The organism is Pseudomonas sp. LBUM1663 (genome assembly GCF_059695905.1).
In genome coordinates, this window is the sequence record NZ_CP166792.1 from 2,541,425 (window position 1) to 2,558,346 (window position 16,922).

At 55.5% G+C, this 16,922-nt stretch carries 20 protein-coding genes; 8 read left to right on the forward strand and 12 right to left on the reverse strand.

The window, feature by feature from the left end; all coding sequences use genetic code 11:
- Window positions 1–42 precede the first annotated feature (42 nt).
- The 7 genes from ACA075_RS11590 to ACA075_RS11620 all read left to right on the forward strand — a co-directional run bounded on the left by ACA075_RS11590 (window position 43) and on the right by ACA075_RS11620 (window position 7,299).
- Entirely contained in the window at window positions 43–672 is a 630-nt protein-coding gene (locus ACA075_RS11590; RefSeq protein WP_407015443.1) for a glutathione S-transferase family protein, read from the forward strand.
- A 204-nt stretch (window positions 673–876) separates the two neighbouring features.
- Window positions 877–1,797, forward strand: a complete 921-nt coding sequence (locus ACA075_RS11595) for a LysR family transcriptional regulator (protein WP_497298581.1) — start codon at window positions 877–879, stop codon at window positions 1,795–1,797.
- Window positions 1,797–2,708, forward strand: coding sequence for a LysR family transcriptional regulator (locus tag ACA075_RS11600; protein WP_497298582.1), 912 nt, complete (start codon window positions 1,797–1,799; stop codon window positions 2,706–2,708). Before ACA075_RS11595 ends, ACA075_RS11600 begins: the two co-directional genes overlap by 1 nt.
- Before the next feature lie 398 nt (window positions 2,709–3,106).
- Window positions 3,107–3,730: a DJ-1/PfpI family protein gene (locus ACA075_RS11605; RefSeq protein WP_497298583.1), complete on the forward strand. Its 624-nt coding sequence runs from the start codon at window positions 3,107–3,109 to the stop codon at window positions 3,728–3,730.
- Window positions 3,731–3,774: 44 nt separating this feature from the next.
- The gene (locus ACA075_RS11610) at window positions 3,775–4,320 is read left to right on the forward strand and encodes a cysteine hydrolase family protein (RefSeq protein ID WP_219095965.1); all 546 of its coding nucleotides are present in this window, start codon (window positions 3,775–3,777) and stop codon (window positions 4,318–4,320) included.
- Window positions 4,321–4,352: 32 nt separating this feature from the next.
- Window positions 4,353–5,033, forward strand: coding sequence for a glutathione S-transferase family protein (locus tag ACA075_RS11615; protein WP_497298584.1), 681 nt, complete (start codon window positions 4,353–4,355; stop codon window positions 5,031–5,033).
- Between the two features lie 193 nt (window positions 5,034–5,226).
- Complete coding sequence (locus ACA075_RS11620) at window positions 5,227–7,299, forward strand: pyridoxamine 5'-phosphate oxidase family protein (RefSeq protein ID WP_497298585.1); 2,073 nt, start codon at window positions 5,227–5,229, stop codon at window positions 7,297–7,299.
- Window positions 7,300–7,316: 17 nt separating this feature from the next.
- Here the strand turns inward: ACA075_RS11620 and grxC are convergent, their stop codons facing one another.
- From grxC to cynS, 4 genes are all read right to left on the reverse strand, one after another.
- Window positions 7,317–7,580, reverse strand: coding sequence for a glutaredoxin 3 (gene grxC / locus ACA075_RS11625; RefSeq protein ID WP_219095972.1), 264 nt, complete (start codon window positions 7,578–7,580; stop codon window positions 7,317–7,319).
- Between the two features lie 30 nt (window positions 7,581–7,610).
- A complete protein-coding gene (locus ACA075_RS11630; RefSeq protein WP_219095973.1) occupies window positions 7,611–8,273 on the reverse strand; it encodes a carbonic anhydrase in 663 nt (220 codons plus the stop codon).
- Window positions 8,274–8,310: 37 nt separating this feature from the next.
- Window positions 8,311–8,559 (reverse strand): DUF2790 domain-containing protein, encoded by a 249-nt coding sequence (locus tag ACA075_RS11635; protein ID WP_219095975.1) that lies wholly within the window; start codon window positions 8,557–8,559, stop codon window positions 8,311–8,313.
- A gap of 103 nt (window positions 8,560–8,662) precedes the next feature.
- The gene (cynS, locus tag ACA075_RS11640) at window positions 8,663–9,130 is read right to left on the reverse strand and encodes a cyanase (protein ID WP_497298586.1); all 468 of its coding nucleotides are present in this window, start codon (window positions 9,128–9,130) and stop codon (window positions 8,663–8,665) included.
- Window positions 9,131–9,281: 151 nt separating this feature from the next.
- Between cynS and ACA075_RS11645 the strand changes: the two genes are divergently transcribed.
- Window positions 9,282–9,824, forward strand: a complete 543-nt coding sequence (locus tag ACA075_RS11645) for a hypothetical protein (protein ID WP_497298587.1) — start codon at window positions 9,282–9,284, stop codon at window positions 9,822–9,824.
- Between the two features lie 96 nt (window positions 9,825–9,920).
- Here ACA075_RS11645 and ACA075_RS11650 read toward each other — a convergent pair whose 3' ends face one another.
- From ACA075_RS11650 to ACA075_RS11685, 8 genes are all read right to left on the reverse strand, one after another.
- Entirely contained in the window at window positions 9,921–10,280 is a 360-nt protein-coding gene (locus tag ACA075_RS11650; RefSeq protein WP_497298588.1) for a YMGG-like glycine zipper-containing protein, read from the reverse strand.
- A 182-nt stretch (window positions 10,281–10,462) separates the two neighbouring features.
- Window positions 10,463–11,062 carry an NAD(P)H:quinone oxidoreductase gene (wrbA, locus tag ACA075_RS11655; RefSeq protein WP_497298589.1) on the reverse strand — a complete coding sequence of 200 codons (600 nt, stop codon included), beginning with the start codon at window positions 11,060–11,062 and terminating at the stop codon, window positions 10,463–10,465.
- A gap of 44 nt (window positions 11,063–11,106) precedes the next feature.
- Window positions 11,107–11,583: a nuclear transport factor 2 family protein gene (locus ACA075_RS11660; RefSeq protein ID WP_497298590.1), complete on the reverse strand. Its 477-nt coding sequence runs from the start codon at window positions 11,581–11,583 to the stop codon at window positions 11,107–11,109.
- 68 nt (window positions 11,584–11,651) lie between these two features.
- A complete protein-coding gene (locus tag ACA075_RS11665; RefSeq protein ID WP_497298591.1) occupies window positions 11,652–12,284 on the reverse strand; it encodes a carbonic anhydrase in 633 nt (210 codons plus the stop codon).
- A 231-nt stretch (window positions 12,285–12,515) separates the two neighbouring features.
- Complete coding sequence (locus tag ACA075_RS11670; RefSeq protein ID WP_497299237.1) at window positions 12,516–13,463, reverse strand: LysR substrate-binding domain-containing protein; 948 nt, start codon at window positions 13,461–13,463, stop codon at window positions 12,516–12,518.
- Window positions 13,464–13,818: 355 nt separating this feature from the next.
- A complete protein-coding gene (locus tag ACA075_RS11675; RefSeq protein WP_497298592.1) occupies window positions 13,819–14,211 on the reverse strand; it encodes a response regulator transcription factor in 393 nt (130 codons plus the stop codon).
- 113 nt (window positions 14,212–14,324) lie between these two features.
- The gene (locus ACA075_RS11680) at window positions 14,325–14,960 is read right to left on the reverse strand and encodes a response regulator transcription factor (RefSeq protein WP_497299238.1); all 636 of its coding nucleotides are present in this window, start codon (window positions 14,958–14,960) and stop codon (window positions 14,325–14,327) included.
- A gap of 17 nt (window positions 14,961–14,977) precedes the next feature.
- Window positions 14,978–16,816, reverse strand: coding sequence for a PAS domain-containing sensor histidine kinase (locus ACA075_RS11685; protein ID WP_497298593.1), 1,839 nt, complete (start codon window positions 16,814–16,816; stop codon window positions 14,978–14,980).
- Between the last annotated feature and the right edge of the window lie 106 nt (window positions 16,817–16,922).

Sequence of the window (16,922 nt, forward strand, 5' to 3'; positions counted from 1 at the left end):
CGCGATCACCGGGTCGAACTCAAACAACAATCGGAGCACGTCATGTCCCAGCAAGCGATCAAGCTTTATCGTCACCCTTTGTCTGGCCACTCTCATCGAGTCGAACTGATGCTGTCCCTGCTGGGGCTGCCAACCGAGCTGGTATTCGTGGATCTGATGAAGGGCGCGCACAAAGCGCCTGACTTCCTGGCGCTCAACCGTTTTGGCCAAGTGCCGGTGATCGATGACAACGGCACTGTCCTGGCAGACTCCAACGCCATCGTGGTTTATCTGGCCGCCAAATACGGCAAGGGCCAATGGCTGCCGACTGATCCGGTAGAGCAAGCCAGGGTTCAACGCTGGTTGTCAGTAGCCGCCGGTCAAATCAGTTCGGGTCCTGCCACTGCGCGCTTGATCACCGTGTTTGGTGCCGGTTATGACGCCGAAGAAACGATCAAACGTTCTCATGCCCTGCTCAAGGTCATGGAGCAGGAGCTGGGACAGAGCAAATTCCTGGCCGGCGACAAGCCGACCGTCGCCGATGTTGCCGCCTACACTTACGTATCCCACGCACCGGAAGGTAACGTGGCGCTGACTGACTACCCGAATGTCCGTGCCTGGTTGAGCAGAATCGAAGGGTTGCCGAACTTCGTTGGCATGCAACGTACCGCTGTAGGCTTGCAAGAGGCTTGACCCGATTCCGAAGGAGCTTGCCGGGAAAATAACCCCGGCCAGCTCCTTTTCATTTGTTTCGCAGTTCTCCCAGGACGCTTTACGTACATGCCGCCAGCCCGACGGCGCGTGCGAAAGTCGCTGTAGCCGACGATACTGGCAAACAGTTCTTCCCGCGCAAGCGGCCAGATACCTCGCTGTCCTCTCATCAAGACAGGGGCGCTTATGGATCGTTTTCAAGAAATGCAGATATTCATGGCAGTAGCCGAGGAAGAAGGCTTTGCCGCCGCCGCCCGCCGGTTGAAAATCTCTCCCCCCAGCGTGACCCGTGCCATCGCCGCGATGGAAGAGCGAATCGGCACACAACTCCTTTCTCGAACCACTCGCAGCCTGCATCTCACTGAAGCGGGTCAACGCTATCTAGAGGATTGTCGGCGTATCCTCAGTGATATCGACGAGGCGGAGGAGGCGGCTGCCGGTAGTTACTCGATACCGTGCGGACATTTGACCGTGACTGCGTCGGTGCTGTTTGGCGAGTTGTACATCGCGCCGCTGCTGGCCGACTACGTGGACCAGTTTCCCTCAGTGCACCTCAATGCATTGCTGGTGGATCGTGTCGTGAACATGGCCGACGAGGGTATCGATGTGGCCATACGAATCGGCCATTTACACGAGGCCAATCAGCAGGCCATCAAAGTCGGCGAAGTACGTCAGGTGATCTGCGGTACCCCCGATTATTTCGAGCGCTATGGCAGGCCGCGTCATCCCGGTGAACTCAATACGGCCAACATCGTCATGTCTTCGGCCAGCCATTTGCTGAGCGACTGGCAATTCGTCAACGACGGCAACGCACTGAGCTTTCGATTCGAACCGCGCTTGGTGGTCACCGCCAATCAGGCCGCGATCAATATCGCCAGCCTGGGCTGGGGCGTCACGCGGGTGTTGTCCTATCAGGTGGCCAACCAGGTGGCGGCTGGCGAACTGGAATTGGTACTGGAGGACTTCGAACCGCCGGCGCTGCCTATTCAAGTGGTTTACCTTAAGAGCACCCGAATACCGGCAAAGGTTCGTACCTTTGTGGATTTTCTCGCGGATCGACTGGGCAAGGACATGGCGCTCAAAGCTGTGGTGAAGGGTTCCAACTGATGGACCGCTACCATGAATTGCTGATGTTCGAAGCGCTATCGGAGCGGCCTAGTCTGGCGGCTGCGGCCCGTCGTCTGGATGTGTCCGGACCTACGGTCGTTCGCGCCATTGCACGGTTGGAGGAACGTCTTGGCGTGCCGCTGTTGCTACGAAGCACCCGCGGGGTGTCGCTGACCGAGGCCGGCGCCGGCTTCATGGCCGATTGTTCACGCATTCTCAGGGCCATCGAAGATGCAGAGGCTTCGGCCAAGGGCTTGCACGTTCAGGCCCAAGGCAATCTCACGGTACTGATGCCTTTGCTGTTCAGCCGTTATGTCATGACCTCGATTCTGACGGACTACATGAGTCTGTATCCCGAGGTAAAAGTCTTTGCGCAATACCATGATCGTTTTCCGAACATGAATGAAGAGGGAATCGATGTGGCGGTGCTGGTCGGCAATCTGCCCAGTTCGTCATTGATCGCACGGCAGGTGGGCTTTGTTCGCTCGATGGTATGCAGCAGCCCTGCTTATCTGGCTGCTCACGGTGAGCCCGGCGTACCGGAGGATTTGCGAAATCATCGGCTGGTCGCCACACATGCTTATCGAGACAGGGTCCAGTGGGACTTTCACCACGATGGTGGGGTGAATCACTTAAAAGCCCGGACGCGGATCAGTTGCGCAACAGTGCAGGCGGCCATCGATGCAGCCGCTCATGGCGCCGGTATTACCCAGTGTGTGAGCTATCCGTTGTACGAGTATTTGAACACTGGGCGATTGCAGCGTGTGCTGCAGCCCTATGAGTTACCGGCGTTGCCGGTACACGTGGTGTACCGCGAAGGGCGCAAGGCCTCGATGCGTGTGCGCAGTTTTGTCGACCACATCGTCAACGGCCTGCGCGAGCATCCGGCCATGCAGCCGGATGCTCCTTGATCCAAAACCCTGTAGGCGCGTGGCTTGCTCGCGAAGAAGCCGGCACCTTCAACAGAGATATCAACTGACCCGACGCCATCGCGAGCAAGCTTCGCTGCTGCATGTTGCCTGGCTCCATAGCAATGCCCAACCAGTACCACTGGGGTATTGATGCATTTCAGTACATCCGCCACTGACTGTGCGTCGCCCTTGAGGGGGCGAAGCGGGTTGGAAGCCGCGAACACCGGACAGCCATCTTTTCCAGAATCACGACCACGCCGTTCCAGCGGCTGGAGTCGGCGAAGCATTTCAGTAAGCGAAATAGTGGATTGTATTTTGTGGTCGTTCTCTACATCGCGGTTAAGGCGGAGCATAAGCACACACACTCTTCCATGCTGTACAGCAGAGGCTCATGACCGATGAAACGCGTGCTTATGTTACTGGCCAACGGCGTAGAACCCTTGGAGATGGCCGCTTTTACCGATGTGCTTGGCTGGGCCAACTTGCTGGGTGAGCACCCTGTGGAACTGGTCAACGCCGGCCTTCGCAGAAAGATCGTGACCACCTTCGGTCTCACGCTCAATCCGAGTTTTTTATTGAGCGATCTGGACGTGAGCAGCTTCGATGCCTTGGCACTGCCGGGTGGATTTGAACCGTCGGGTTTTTACGAGGAAGCCTTGAGCGAACCCTTCCTGGCGACCATCCGGCATTTCGTCGAAGCCGGTAAACCCGTTGCCAGCGTTTGCGTGTCTTCCGTGTGCCTGGGCGTGGCCGGCGTGCTGCGTGACAGGAACGCCACGACCTACCATCAGGAGGGCGGCAAGCGGAAAAACCAACTGTTGGAAACCGGTGCACGCTTTGTCGATCGCCCCGTGGTGGTTGATGACCAGATCATCACTTCAAGCGGGCCGGGCACTGCCACGGAAGTTGCATTCGTGCTGCTCGAAAAAATAACCGGCGTCGAAAATGCCGCTTTTATCCGCAAGAAGATGCGCTTCGCCACACCCGACCGTGATTGGTACGAAACGCCGCAAGTGCCCTGAAATGATCCACCCACTCCGAATCGACTCTTTACCAAGGTAACCGTATGACCCACACAGCACTCATCGTCGTTGATATTCAAAACGACTATTTTTCCGGCGGCAAATGGGAACTCAACGCTACTGACTCGGCCGCTGACAATGCGGCTCGTGTGATTGGAGCAGCACGTGAGCGGGGTGACCTGGTCATCCATATCCGTCACGAGACTTTAGCGCCTGATGCACCGTTTTTTGTCCCGGGCTCTGACGGCGCGCAATTGCACGAGAAGGTGCGCAACCTTGGGGATGAGTTGGTCATCGTCAAACATTTCATGAACCCATACCGCGAAACTGAACTGCTGGAAGTGCTTGAACATAACGAAATTGAACGGGTCACCGTGGTCGGCAACATGAGCCACATGTGCATCGATGCTGTCACCCGCGCGTCTGACGACTTCGGGTTCGAGGCGACGGTTATTCACGATGCCTGTACGACCCACGATCTGGAGTTCAACGACGTCAAGGTTCCTGCGCATCTGGTGCATGCTGCGTTCATGGCCGCCTTGAAGTTCGGGTATGCCGAAGTGCTGAGCACTGACGAGTATGTGGCCTAGGTTTTCATTCTGCTGCCGAAAAAGGTAACCCAATGTCCAATCTTTCCAATGCTGTCGATTACTACTACTGGCCAACCCCCAATGGGCAGAAGGTCGCCGTTTTTCTTGAGGAATCGGAACGTCCCTACGTCGCGCATCCCGTCAATATCAGCAATGGTGAGCAATTTTCCACTGAGTTCACCCGGATTTCGCCCAATCAGCGCATTCCAGCGATAGTCGACAGAGAGACGGGTGTATCGGTCTTCGAGTCAGGGGCGATTCTGTTGTACCTGGCTCAGCGCCGCGGGCAATTCATCCCGGCGGATGCGAAAGGGGCGGCTGAAGTCATGCAGTGGCTGTTCTGGCAAGCGGCGAACCTGGGGCCGATATTGGGACAGGCAGTGTTCTTCCTTAATTACGCCTCTGAACATGTGCCGCTCGCCGTGGCACGGTTCAGTAAAGAGACCGAACGTTTGTATGGCGTTCTGGAGCAGCAATTGAGCGAACGACCTTACGTCGCCGGCGAGTACTCCATTGCCGATATGGCGATCTATCCTTGGGTGCTGCAACATGACAAGCAAGGAATGACGCTCGATGGTTACCCTAACGTCGCCGCTTGGCTAGAGAAAATCAGTAAGCGCCCAGCAGTGGTTCGGGCCTACGCCAAAGGGGAGCAAATTCGTCCATCCGGTCAAACTGATCAAGACAGAAAAAAGCTTTATGGGCTTCCATAGCGGGGTCGCTACCCACTTAGGCGATTCCAGGTTGCTCGAGTGCGTGCAGGGTCTGTCTCGAGCTTCATGAGGTTGCAAAGCGCAGAGTTATGATCACCGGCAACTGCGTATTAGACCCCGCTGCCGGGGATTCAACCATTCCTCGCCGGGCGGCGGGTGAAGGGCACCTGTTTACGAATGCGTAGAGGTGATCATGAATCAGTCGGACGCGCCGGGAAAATCCCCCTGGCATGCGGGTGAGCGTGAACTGCAGGAAAGCGTCGGCGTCGCCGATCAGATGGAGATATTCGGACGCAAGGTCGTACGTGACTACATGCCTGATCAGCACCGAATGTTTTACAACCAGTTGCCCTACCTGGTGGTGGGCGCGGTCGATGAACAAGGGATGCCTTGGGCCACGTTGATCGAAGGCTCCCCTGGCTTCATCCATTCACCCGATCCGCGCGTGCTGCAACTCGACCGCCTCCCCGCCGAGGGTGATCCGGTCAGGGCGGCCCTTAAGCAGGGCGCTGCGGTGGGACTGCTGGGCATTGACCTGAAGACCCGAAGGCGCAATCGCATGAACGGCAACATCAGCACCGCCTCGCCAGGCGGTTTTGCCGTTTCTGTGGTGCACGCATTTGGCAACTGCCCGCAATACATTCAGTTGCGAGGCGTTGAGCCGGTCAGCCTTGGCCAAGCCTCAGCCAATGTCCCGGCCGAACGTCTCAACCAACTGGACGAAGCCGCGAAGGCGACCATCAGCAAGGCCGATACCTTTTTCCTCGCCAGCTATGTCGACCTGGACGGTGATCCAGCCCAACGCTCGGTGGATGTCTCGCACCGGGGTGGTAACGCGGGGTTCGTTCGGATCGATGGCAACGTGCTGACGATTCCCGATTTCGCCGGCAACCTGCACTTCAACACCTTGGGTAATTTCCTGCTCAACCCGCGCGCGGGGCTGGTGTTCATCAATTTTGAAACAGGCGACATGCTGCAAGTCAGCGGGCGTACCGAGATCATTCTCGAGGGGCCGGAGATTGCTGCCTTTCAGGGAGCTGAGCGGCTTTGGACGCTGACCGTGGAGCAGGTGGTTCGACGTCCGGCCGTGTTGGCCCTACGTTGGCGGTTTGAAGGTTTTTCGCCCAATAGCCTGCTGACCGGCAGTTGGGAGCAAGCCGAAGGACGATTGCAAGCCGATGCCTTGCGCGATCAATGGCGACCGTTGCGGGTGACGCGAATCGTTGACGAGAGCAGCTCCATTCGCTCCTTCTACTTTGAACCCGCCGATGGCGCAGGCATCCCTCGGTTCGAGGCTGGCCAGCATCTGCCGGTGCGTTTTTGCCTTGCTGAAGGACAGGCGTCACTGGTCAGAACCTACAGCTTGTCGAGCGCGCCATCGGACAGTTTTTTCCGCATCAGCGTCAAGCGTGACGGACTTATCTCGTCCCATCTGCATGACCGCGTTCAGGTCGGGGATCTGGTTGACGCCCGTGCCCCTCAAGGGCGCTTCACGGTGCAAGCCGATGAGCATCGTCCGTTGGTTTTGCTGGCCGCGGGCGTGGGCGTGACCCCGCTGCTGTCGATGCTGCGGGAAGTCATTTATGAAGGCGAACGTATCCGTCGCACTCGACCCACCTGGTTCATCCAAAGTGCGCGCAGCCTGGGGGAACTCGGGTTTCGCGATGAGTTGTACGAACTGGCGACTCGAGCCAAGGACAAAATTCGTGCGCTGCGTCTGCTCAGTCAGCCGGAAACTCACGCTCGCGTTGGTGAGGATTTTGAGGTGGTGGGGCGTGTGGATGTTGAACTGCTCAAGGCATTGTTGCCCTTGGACGATTACGACTTCTACCTGTGTGGTCCTGGTGCCTTTACACAGGCGCTGTACGACGGCCTGCGTGAGTTGCGTATTGGCGATGACCGTATTCACGCGGAGACTTTCGGTCCTTCGACCCTGGTTCGTCAGCGGGACCAATTGACCCCGGCGGTGGCGCAGATACCGGCGGCAAGCAGCCCGGTCAAAGTGCTGTTTTCGGCCTCGGCAAAAGAAGCACGGTGGGAGCCGGGTGGCGGGACTCTATTGGAGTTGGCGGAGAGCCGTGGTCTGAACCCGGACTTCAGTTGCAGGGGTGGATCGTGCGGAACATGCCGTACCAAATTGGTCAGCGGCCAAGTGCACTATCTGAATCTGCCGGCTGAAATGCCGGTCGATGGGGAAGTACTGATTTGTTGTGCGGTGCCAGCGCAAGCCAAGGAGGGCGATGCCCCCCTGGTGCTGGAATTGTGAGTTGGCGTCATCGGCGCTCATCCCGCCATGCGCGGGTTGAGTACCTCGTCGATGCCGCCTTCGCTTTCAAGTTGAGCCAGGTCGTCGAAGCCGCCAACGTGCCAGTTGCCGAAGAAGATCTGCGGGACGGTACGGCGACCGCTTCGGCTGACCATTTCGTTCTTCACGTCGATTGAGCGCACATCGATTTCCTTGTACGAAATGCCTTTGGCATCGAGCAAACGCTTGGCATTACGGCAGTAGGGGCAGGTCGTGGTGGTGTACATAGTGACTTCAAGCATGTTGAGTACTCCTGAAAATCAGAGGCTGATTTAGGCAACCGCTTGCGCGGGACGGGCATGAACGGCAACGGTGTTCGGATGTTTGACCAGCGACTTGAATGTCTTGTTGTCGGCGTCCAGGGCGTCGATCGAACCGGTGCCTATGTCGTAGACCCAGCCATGCAGATTCACCAGGCCTTTTTCCTGCGCCAGGCGTACGCTCGGATGGGTCTGAATGTTCGCCAGTTGGGCGATGACGTTCTCGCGCACCATGGAGCTGACCTTGGCCGCTTCATTGGCGTGAGGGCGCGATTCGTTGATGACTTTCGCCGACTCGGCATGTTGCAACCAGCCAGCGACCGCAGGCAGGTGATCCATGCATTTGCACTTGGCGACAGCGGTCATGGCACCGCAATCGGAATGGCCGCAGATCACGATATCGGTCACGCCCAGTACGGCGACGGCGTATTCGACAGTGGCCGACACGCCACCGGAGTGCGGGCTGTAGGACGGCACGATGTTGCCGGCGTTACGGATCACGAACAGTTCGCCAGGCTCTTGCTGGGTCAGCAGTTCCGGCACCACACGGCTGTCGGAGCAAGTGATGAACAGGGTGCCTGGATGTTGCGTGGTAGCCAGGTGTTTGAACAGGTCAGTACGTTGAGGAAATGCTTCTTTTTGGAACTTCAAAAAACCTTCGATGAGCGCTTTCATGATGTTTACCTTTCATTGAGTGTTGAGTGAGTGACTATCAGTTGGTACAGCCGCTACCGATCACGCTGTATTCCAGGATGTGGGTTTCACCGTGCGAATCGCGGTAAGTCATTTGCACGGGCGTCGGGCCACAGACATCCGCCGTCGGGGTGATGTGAATCACCTTGGCGATATCCAGGTGCATGCCATACGCATAGGGAACGGCCTCCGGTGGGACCACGGCTGGCTGGGCGTAGGCCGACAGCGAGGCGGTCAGTGACAGGGCGAGAAACAGAATTTTTTTCATGACGAATCCTCCATTCAAATGTGGTGATTGATCGAAAGGGTTAAGAAATTTTTTGAAGCAGGCCCGCAAGGCTGCGGGCCGATTTACAGGTCCGGTTGCATCCTTAGAAAGGACGCAGTGGCAGGAATTTGCCGTCGAGGGTGATCACTGCACGGTGGCCGCCTTCCGGATCTTCGACTTTCTTCATATCGAGCTTGAAGTTGATCGCGCTGATGATGCCGTCGCCGAACTGCTCGTGTACCAGGGCTTTCAAGGTGGTGCCGTAGATCTGGATCATTTCGTAGAAGCGGTAGATGGTCGGATCCGTTGGAACACCCGACAGGCTGCCGCGCAGCGGGATGATTTGCAGGCGGGCGACCAAGTCAGCGTCCAGGTCCAGTTTTTCGCCGATCACTTTGGCAGCGGCTTCAGGCAGCGGGTGCTGGCCGAGCAGGGCAGCGGTGACGTAAGCCAGGCCAAGGCCGGTGCCTTCAGTCACTTGTTCGAAGGACAGGTTTTTGCGCGCCTTGGCGTCGAGGATTTTCGCGGTCAGCTCGAGGCTGGTGTCGTTGTAAGCGTGGGACTGTTGCATGGTGTTTCTCCTATCGGGTTTGCTTGGTGGCGGTTGCCAGGTTTGTGTTGCTTGGGTGTGAAGCAATCTTCTGCCGTTTGCCCGATAGCGTCCAAGACCGATATCCAATCCTGCGCATAAGTCGTTCCTATAGATGCAGGTCGGAGCATTCATGAACGTTGAAAACTCAGAGGCGCTGCTGTTGATCCCCAATGGCTTTCCGGTCTGGATTGACGTGGTTCAGGCAAGCATTGGAGGGGCGGGGACGGCGATGCGGTTTGTATTGCCCTTACATGCTCACAACCTGCCGTTGATGCATCGTCAGGAAACCAAACTGGTGGTGGCGCTCAAGGGCGAACTGGATATTCGTGCCGGTCGACAGCGAATCGCGTTACTTCAGGAAGGCGAGGCTATAAAACTCGACCCCGGGATCGCTCACCGCATCCATCAGTACGGAGCGGTGGCAAGCACTGTCGGTGCGGTGTTATGGCCTGGTGCGGTCGAACAAGCCTTTCGAGAGCTTGCGGTGACCGCCCTTCAAAAGACTTATCAGCGCAGCGACATGATTGAGATTCTCGCTCGTTACGATGTGGTCTGGACCACGCAGTCTCATGTGCATGATCTTGAATCGATAACGGTCCGGCCTTTCAGGGATTGGCTAAGCGATCTGCCAGAGGCATTGGCGAGGCTATTAGCGCTGCGGTGGGGATGCTGAAGCTTTCGCCTCGATCTGGCCGACGAGGCGAAGCTTTGTGTAGGTCGCAGAGGTATAAGTCAGGGCTGGCGTAATCTACTTCCACAGCCGTAAATTTTAGGGAGTAACGGCATGCAGTCGTCTGCCTTTGACACTTACCTGTTGGCCGATGGCAAACTCTTCGCGCGGAGAGCGCACTACTTGCTCTTCGCCTGTACTACTCCGAACGGTGTAAGCGCGCTCCTCCAAACCGCTTGCTGTCTGGACCTCACGTCCTCCCAACAATCCTAATCCTGCTCCGATCAACGCTCCAAAAGGTCCGCCGACTGCACCTCCAATTAATACTCCAGTTCCTGCACCAAAGGCGGCACCCGCTGTGGTGTCGCCGGTTTGTGAGAGGACCTCGTCGGCTCGCGTTGTACCTGCGCTGAACAGTGAAAGTCCGACAATAACGGTTAAAACACTTAGGTTTTTCATGCTGCCTCCGAATGGCAAGCACCCGGTACCTACCATGTTGATCATCATGAGCGACTGCCATAAATCGCTCCCTAACCTTTCTTGAACGTCAAACAACACGGATATTTCTGTGGCACCGCCTAGCAATCACCTCAGCCAACAGGCACCACTATGTGGAAGCCTGGGAGCCATAGGGGGAAGAGCTATTCCTTGAGTTTCGCTGCAATTTTTGCGACGTATTGCCCTTGGTGGTGAGCAATACCTAATTCACGCGGGTCCGGTTGGCGGGAGCCATCAGCACCCGCAATGGTGGATGCCCCATAGGGGGTACCGCCGCCTGGTTGCGATACATCGAACAAGGCTGGATCGGAATAACCGATAGGCACAATGACCATGCCGTGATGAGCAAGTGTCGTCCACGTCGAGGTGATGGTCATCTCTTGGCCACCGCCAGTACCCGTTGATGTAAATACACTGGCGACCTTGCCAACCAGTGCTCCGCTAGCCCACAGGCCGCCAGTCTGATCGAGGAAGTTGCGCATCTGTCCTGACATATTGCCAAAGCGCGTCGGCGTGCCAAAGATGATGGCGTCGTAACCAGATAACTCGGCAGGGTTGGCTACGGGAGCCGCCTGGTCAGTCTTGCCATGTGCCGCTTTGAATGCCTCAGGATCCATGGTTTCAGGAACACGCTTTACCGTGACTTCAACCCCCGGGACGCTACTAGCACCCTGAGCTACATGCTGCGCCATCGTTTCGATATGGCCATACATCGAATGATAGAGAACCAGAATCTTGACCATCTTCACTTCCTCGTTTCGCTACATCGTCTGTCGAACGCCGGTTGTTACAGGCCTAAATCAGAAAGACCTGGATGATCGTCAGGGCGACGGCCTAACGGCCAGCGAAATTTTCGCTCCGACTCGTTGATTGGCATGTCATTGACGCAGGCAAACCGATGAGCCATCAGTCCGTTTTCAGCAAACTCCCAATTCTCGTTTCCGTAAGAGCGATACCAGTTACCTGAGTCGTCGTGCCATTCGTAGGCGTAACGCACAGCGATGCGGTTATCGGTAAAAGCCCACAGCTCTTTGATCAGTCGATAGTCCAGTTCTTTGTTCCATTTGCGTGTCAAGAATGCTGCGGCCTCGGCCCGGTTTACCGCGAAGTCGACGCGATTGCGCCACCGGGTATCGGGTGTGTAGGCGAGTGAGACTTTTTCTGCATCGCGGCTGTTCCAGCCGTCCTCGGCAAGCCTGACTTTGAGAATTGCCGATTCGCGATCGAAAGGGGGTAGTGGGGGACGGGTTTCAGATTCAGCCATGATTTTCACTCCGAACGTGTGGGGACATCGTGGTCAAGCAGGCAATGTGCTTAGGGAGCAGGTGAGCCCTATGCCGTTGTTTCTGGAAATTCCGCCAATGGAACGAATGTGTTGGTTCTGCCATCGAGCGCGACGATGGACCCTGTTTCGATGTCATAGACCCAACCATGCAGATTCAGCTTTTTCTGTTCCAGAGCCAATCTGACGCTGGGATGGGTTTTCAGGTTGGAGAGCTGAGCGATTACATTTTCCCGAACCATTGAGCTGACACGTTCTTTCTCGGATGCGTGGGAACGGGTCGCGTTGATTACCTTGGCCGACTCCGCATAGCTCATCCACGCCGCCACTGCCGGTAAATGATTCAATGATTTGCCACTGGAAACCGCCGTCATTGCACCGCAATCCGAGTGACCACAAATGACGATGTCATGGACCTCAAGTACCGCAACGGCATACTCGACAGAGGCGGTGACACCACCCGGCTGTGGCCCATAGGATGGAACTATGTTTCCAGCGTTGCGTATAACGAATAGCTCTCCGGGCTCTTGCTGTGTGAGTAACTCCGGAATGACTCTACTGTCGGAGCAGGTGATGAATAACGTTTCTGGATTTTGGGTAGTGGCGAGATATTTGAAAAGGTCCGTTCGCTGCGGGAAAACTTCTTTTTGAAACTTGATGAAACCTTCGATGAGTGCTTTCATGTTCAAGTTCCGGTGTTCAGTGTCTGGGTGAAATTGCGGAGATCAATTCTAGAGGTCGTGCTCAATATCGTCTAAGAATCAGAGGGAGTAATGATCTGTTTGTTATGTGGGATAAATCTAATACTGTTTAAATTTCATGTTGTCTGTTCTTGACTGAGGGATAGGTCGTGCCTTTGCTCACCAATTATTGAAATAATTAGACAGGGTTAGCCTGAATTATTGCCAGAATTTTTAAGCTGCTTCTTTTTTTGCACTTATTTCGAGCAATGTTGCACTTTTTTCGCTCAGGTAATGACTGAAGCGCGAACGAAGCCAGCGTTCGCCTGGATCATTGTCCAGCGTGGCGCTCCATGACATGGATAGATCAAGTTCTGGAAGCGACATCGGAACGGGGTCGGCACGTAAACCACCTTGCCGTGTCATGGCCTTGGCGACGTAATCGGGTACTACGGCCAACATCTGCGTGTCCTCAAGCAGTGATTTAAGCGCGCTATATTGCGGAACAGCCAAGACGATCTGACGTTGCCGCCCCAGAGATCCCAATGCTCGGTCAATGTAATCGGATGCTTCGCCGTTGACCGAAACAGAGACGTGTGGGCGATTACAGTACTCGTTGAGATCCAGAGGCCCCGCCATGGTGTTGGCGCTTAAAACCGTGGGGCGGATGCTGCGCAGGAATTTTCGTTTGGCATTGGCGGGGAGTTCGCGGCAATGGCATACGCCCAGTGACACCTCGCCTGTCGCCAGCTGATTGGCCAGCAATGAGTGGTCGGTACGACGCACGACAAAACTGACTTGAGGCGCTTCCATACGCAGTTGGCGCAGCAGGCCAGGCAGCAACGAGTATTCAATATCATCCGAAAGGCCAATTCTGAACACGCTGCTACTGGTCAGGGGATCGAATTCATTCATGTTGCTCAGCGCAGCCGCCATGGTGTCCAGGGCAGGGGTCAAGGTGAGTTGTATTTCAAATGCTCTGCTCGTCGGCTCCATGCTTCTACCCATGCGTATGAACAGCGGGTCATCGAAAAACTGACGCAGTCGATTCAAGGAGGCACTGATCGCCGATTGGCAGAGAAACAATTTCTCACCGGCACGGGTAAGATTTCGTTCGTGCATCAGCGTTTCGAAAACGATCAAAAGACTGAAGTCGATTTTGCGAAGATCGTTTCTGTTCATCGTGATCACCAAAAGGGCTGCGGCCCGCCATTGTGCTTCAGTGCGCAAGAGCGATGTTCAATGGACATCTGACTCATTGCCTATGAGCCTCTAAGCGGACGGTAATAATCAAATAAATTAATCGGCTTTGAAGGCCGGTATTTAATTGAAGTGCCGCTTTCGTTGGCTTGGTTGTAGAGTGAATGATGAAGACTTAATTAACACTTCTACGTAGGTTTCACTTGTCTAAGGTATAAGTGGTAGGGGCTAATACTTGAGTATGGGTGTGTTAGTTAAGCAGGGCGGGCGGCGTCGGAATAGCGATAATCAATATTTTTAGTTAAACAGTGGGGTTTGACAGGGCGCATCGCGGTTGTCAGTTTACGATAAAGCCTGTCTCTCTATTTCTCAGGATTTGCTCAATACAGTCAATCATCACTTGTCCGTCAAATGGTTTGCTGAGAAAACAGATCGCTCCCGCGGATTTTGCACGTTTGCGAACCGACTCCACCGGGTAGGCGGTGATGAAAATAATGGGGATGTCGTGCCCTTTACTAAGGAGTTCAGATTGCAGATCCAGGCCAGTCATGCCCGGCATTTGAACGTCTGAGATCAGGCAGTCCGTGCCGTAGCTTTTGGCACAGGCGAGAAAATCTTCGGCACAGGAAAAAAGACTGGGCTCACAGCCCATCGAGCGCACCAGGCTACTAAGTGCGATTCGGCCAGATTCGTCATCGTCGACAATGGAAATCACAGGGACTTTATTCATTGCGCAGATCCTGGCGCGACATCAATGGATTCGAAACAGCTGAAAAGCTATCGCGCCAATTCCACTCTATTTGCCAATAGCCTTAAAAGAAATCATACACACGTATGTGTTGCTCAGCGTTTTGGTCCGATCCCCATGGCTTGTGCCATTCGAACCAGGTCTGCAAACGACTTTGCGTGCATTTTTTTCATCACATGCCCGCGATGGATTTTGACGGTGATTTCACTCAGATTCATTTCTCCCGCAATCTGTTTATTCATCAGACCCTTGGCTGCGTGGGCCATGACCTCTCGCTCACGGGCTGTCAGCGATTGGTAGCAGGTATGCAATTCGGCGTCCTGCTGGTCGATTTCCCGGCGCTTGGCATCCCTGTGGTGAGCAGCCGCGACGGCATCCAGCAAATCCTGGTCGCGGAACGGTTTGACCAAAAAATCCACGGCCCCGGCTTTCATCGCCTTGACTGACATTGCGATGTCGCCATGACCCGAGATAAAGATGATGGGCAATGCGATCTTCGATTCCACTAACTGATGCTGGAACTCCAGGCCACTGGCGCCTTGGAGCCGAACATCGAGGACCAGACAGCTGGGCGCATCGGGATCGGGCAGTTGTAGAAACTCTGTCGGCGAGGCAAAGGTCTGCACTTGAAGCCCGACCGAACGAAAGAGACTACTGAGCGCTTCGCGCATGGGGGCCTCGTCGTCTATCACAAAGACAACAGGGCCCTTGTCCATGGACCCCTTATCCATGGAAGAAATATCTTTGTTCACGCAGATTCCTCATTGCTGGCGGGGAAGGACAAGTGGAATGCCGCGCCTTCCCCTGCTTCACTCGTTGCCCATATACGGCCGCCATGGGCATCAATGATCGATCGACAAATGGATAACCCCATACCCATTCCGTCGGGTTTGGTGGTGTAGAAAGCGTTGAAGAGTTTGGGCATGCTTTGCGGCGAAATACCGGGGCCGTTGTCTTTGATATCAACACACACTTCGCCTGCATCAGAACGTCGAAGGCTTACATGGAGCGTGCGATGTTTACCTTTGGTATTGGCCATTGCCTGCACACCATTCATGATCAGATTGATGATGACCTGCTGGAGTTGGACGCGGTCACCAATAATCTGGGCTGCCTCGGTATCGTATTGATGGTCTAGCACAATTTTGTTCCGTCTGACCTCCCTATCGACCAGCGCCAATGACTCTTCTATGACCTCCTGGAGATCAACCGGGACGCTTTGAGGATCGGTCTTGCGTGACATTGCCCGGATACGCCGAATCACCTCGCTCGCTCGATGGGTCTCGCTCATCATCCGCTCCATCGCACTGCGCACTTCGTCGATGTTTGGCTCCTCGCGATTCAACCAGCGCAAGCCGGCAGTGCCATTGGTGGTCACGGCGGCCAGGGGCTGGTTGACCTCATGGGCGATCGATGCGGCCAGTTCACCCAGGGTAGTGATCCGGGTCACGTGAGCCAGTTCGGTTTGCGAACGATGCAGTGCTTCCTCCGCCGTCTTTGCATCCGTGACATCCATCAGCGCCCCGATGTATTCAAAATTCCCCGTGGCATCCTGGACGGGATGAGCGAGCATTTGCACATGCTTGATTCGCCCGTCGGCCATCAACAGCCGATACTCCACCTTGATGTGAGGCTCTTTCTGGTAAGCGTGCTTGATCGACACTTTGATCAGGTCCAGATCATCCGGATGGGTTTTTTTCAGGACGCTGGACAGCAGCGGTTCCTCTTCGTCGCCGAACTCGAATATCCGCCGGGCCTCGTCGGACCAATACATCTCGCCGCTTGGGATTTTCAGACCAATGCTTCCGGTCTGACTCAGCCATTGAGCACCGGCCAGAAATGCTTCGCTGCGCCGCAGGGCATTGATGGCCCTTTTTTGCTCGGTGATGTCGTTGTGGGTGGCCAAAACTGCTTTTGGCTGATTGCCCTCGTCCCGTGACAGGGAGCAACGACTTACAACCGTCACAGCCGTTCCGTCGCATCGGTGTTCCACAACCTCGCCTTCCCATCGGCCGGTATCTATCAGCGAGTTCATCATTTGCTCCCAGCTGAGCGTCAGTTGAGGCCGCAGAAGCTTTCGAAAATCCCGCCCGATAGCTTGTGCTTTAGACCAGCCATACAAGGCTTCGGCGCCCGGGCTCCACTTAGTGATGATGCCATTCATGTCTCGAACGATGATGGCGTCGTGGGTTTGCGCGAGCATCCGCACCTGCTCCTGCAACTCGTCATTGGCTGCTTTGTTTTTCAGTGCCAGTAAGGTGGTGATACCGATCGCGGACAGGCTGACCAGGCAACGGGCGAACGCGGAGCTATTGAAGTCGCTGCCATGGGAAAGAAAAAAAGCGGCCAACGTCAATCCAAAGCAGGAGAGCGAAACGCCAATCACACCTTTACGGGAAAACAGGTTCACCGACATCAGAATTACGGCGACGTAGAGCACCGCTATGGCGATATGGATGGAAGTGAGTGTGTCGATGATGAAGATGGCGCCTGCAAGCGTAGCGGCGCCAAATCTCTGGAGGAGCGTATGAGGGGCAGGGTGCTCGGGATTTTCTACAGCTACCGTCGGTTCAATTGAGATTTTCATATCAATCAATAGGCCTGCTGGGAATGCAATTCATCACGGGTGATTGCAGTGAACACCCATGGTGAAATTGCAGCAAGCAAAACCCATATCGGATAGCGAAGTGTGT

Bases quoted from the DNA above. Each gene is read 5' to 3' on its own strand.
- ACA075_RS11590 (WP_407015443.1), top strand. From the start codon at position 43: ATGTCCCAGCAAGCGATCAAGCTTTATCGTCACCCTTTGTCTGGCCAC.
- ACA075_RS11595 (WP_497298581.1), top strand. From the start codon at position 877: ATGGATCGTTTTCAAGAAATGCAGATATTCATGGCAGTAGCCGAGGAA.
- ACA075_RS11600 (WP_497298582.1), top strand. From the start codon at position 1,797: ATGGACCGCTACCATGAATTGCTGATGTTCGAAGCGCTATCGGAGCGG.
- ACA075_RS11605 (WP_497298583.1), top strand. From the start codon at position 3,107: ATGAAACGCGTGCTTATGTTACTGGCCAACGGCGTAGAACCCTTGGAG.
- ACA075_RS11610 (WP_219095965.1), top strand. From the start codon at position 3,775: ATGACCCACACAGCACTCATCGTCGTTGATATTCAAAACGACTATTTT.
- ACA075_RS11615 (WP_497298584.1), top strand. From the start codon at position 4,353: ATGTCCAATCTTTCCAATGCTGTCGATTACTACTACTGGCCAACCCCC.
- ACA075_RS11620 (WP_497298585.1), top strand. From the start codon at position 5,227: ATGAATCAGTCGGACGCGCCGGGAAAATCCCCCTGGCATGCGGGTGAG.
- grxC (WP_219095972.1), bottom strand. From the start codon at position 7,580: ATGCTTGAAGTCACTATGTACACCACCACGACCTGCCCCTACTGCCGT.
- ACA075_RS11630 (WP_219095973.1), bottom strand. From the start codon at position 8,273: ATGAAAGCGCTCATCGAAGGTTTTTTGAAGTTCCAAAAAGAAGCATTT.
- ACA075_RS11635 (WP_219095975.1), bottom strand. From the start codon at position 8,559: ATGAAAAAAATTCTGTTTCTCGCCCTGTCACTGACCGCCTCGCTGTCG.
- cynS (WP_497298586.1), bottom strand. From the start codon at position 9,130: ATGCAACAGTCCCACGCTTACAACGACACCAGCCTCGAGCTGACCGCG.
- ACA075_RS11645 (WP_497298587.1), top strand. From the start codon at position 9,282: ATGAACGTTGAAAACTCAGAGGCGCTGCTGTTGATCCCCAATGGCTTT.
- ACA075_RS11650 (WP_497298588.1), bottom strand. From the start codon at position 10,280: ATGAAAAACCTAAGTGTTTTAACCGTTATTGTCGGACTTTCACTGTTC.
- wrbA (WP_497298589.1), bottom strand. From the start codon at position 11,062: ATGGTCAAGATTCTGGTTCTCTATCATTCGATGTATGGCCATATCGAA.
- ACA075_RS11660 (WP_497298590.1), bottom strand. From the start codon at position 11,583: ATGGCTGAATCTGAAACCCGTCCCCCACTACCCCCTTTCGATCGCGAA.
- ACA075_RS11665 (WP_497298591.1), bottom strand. From the start codon at position 12,284: ATGAAAGCACTCATCGAAGGTTTCATCAAGTTTCAAAAAGAAGTTTTC.
- ACA075_RS11670 (WP_497299237.1), bottom strand. From the start codon at position 13,463: ATGAACAGAAACGATCTTCGCAAAATCGACTTCAGTCTTTTGATCGTT.
- ACA075_RS11675 (WP_497298592.1), bottom strand. From the start codon at position 14,211: ATGAATAAAGTCCCTGTGATTTCCATTGTCGACGATGACGAATCTGGC.
- ACA075_RS11680 (WP_497299238.1), bottom strand. From the start codon at position 14,960: ATGGATAAGGGGTCCATGGACAAGGGCCCTGTTGTCTTTGTGATAGAC.
- ACA075_RS11685 (WP_497298593.1), bottom strand. From the start codon at position 16,816: ATGAAAATCTCAATTGAACCGACGGTAGCTGTAGAAAATCCCGAGCAC.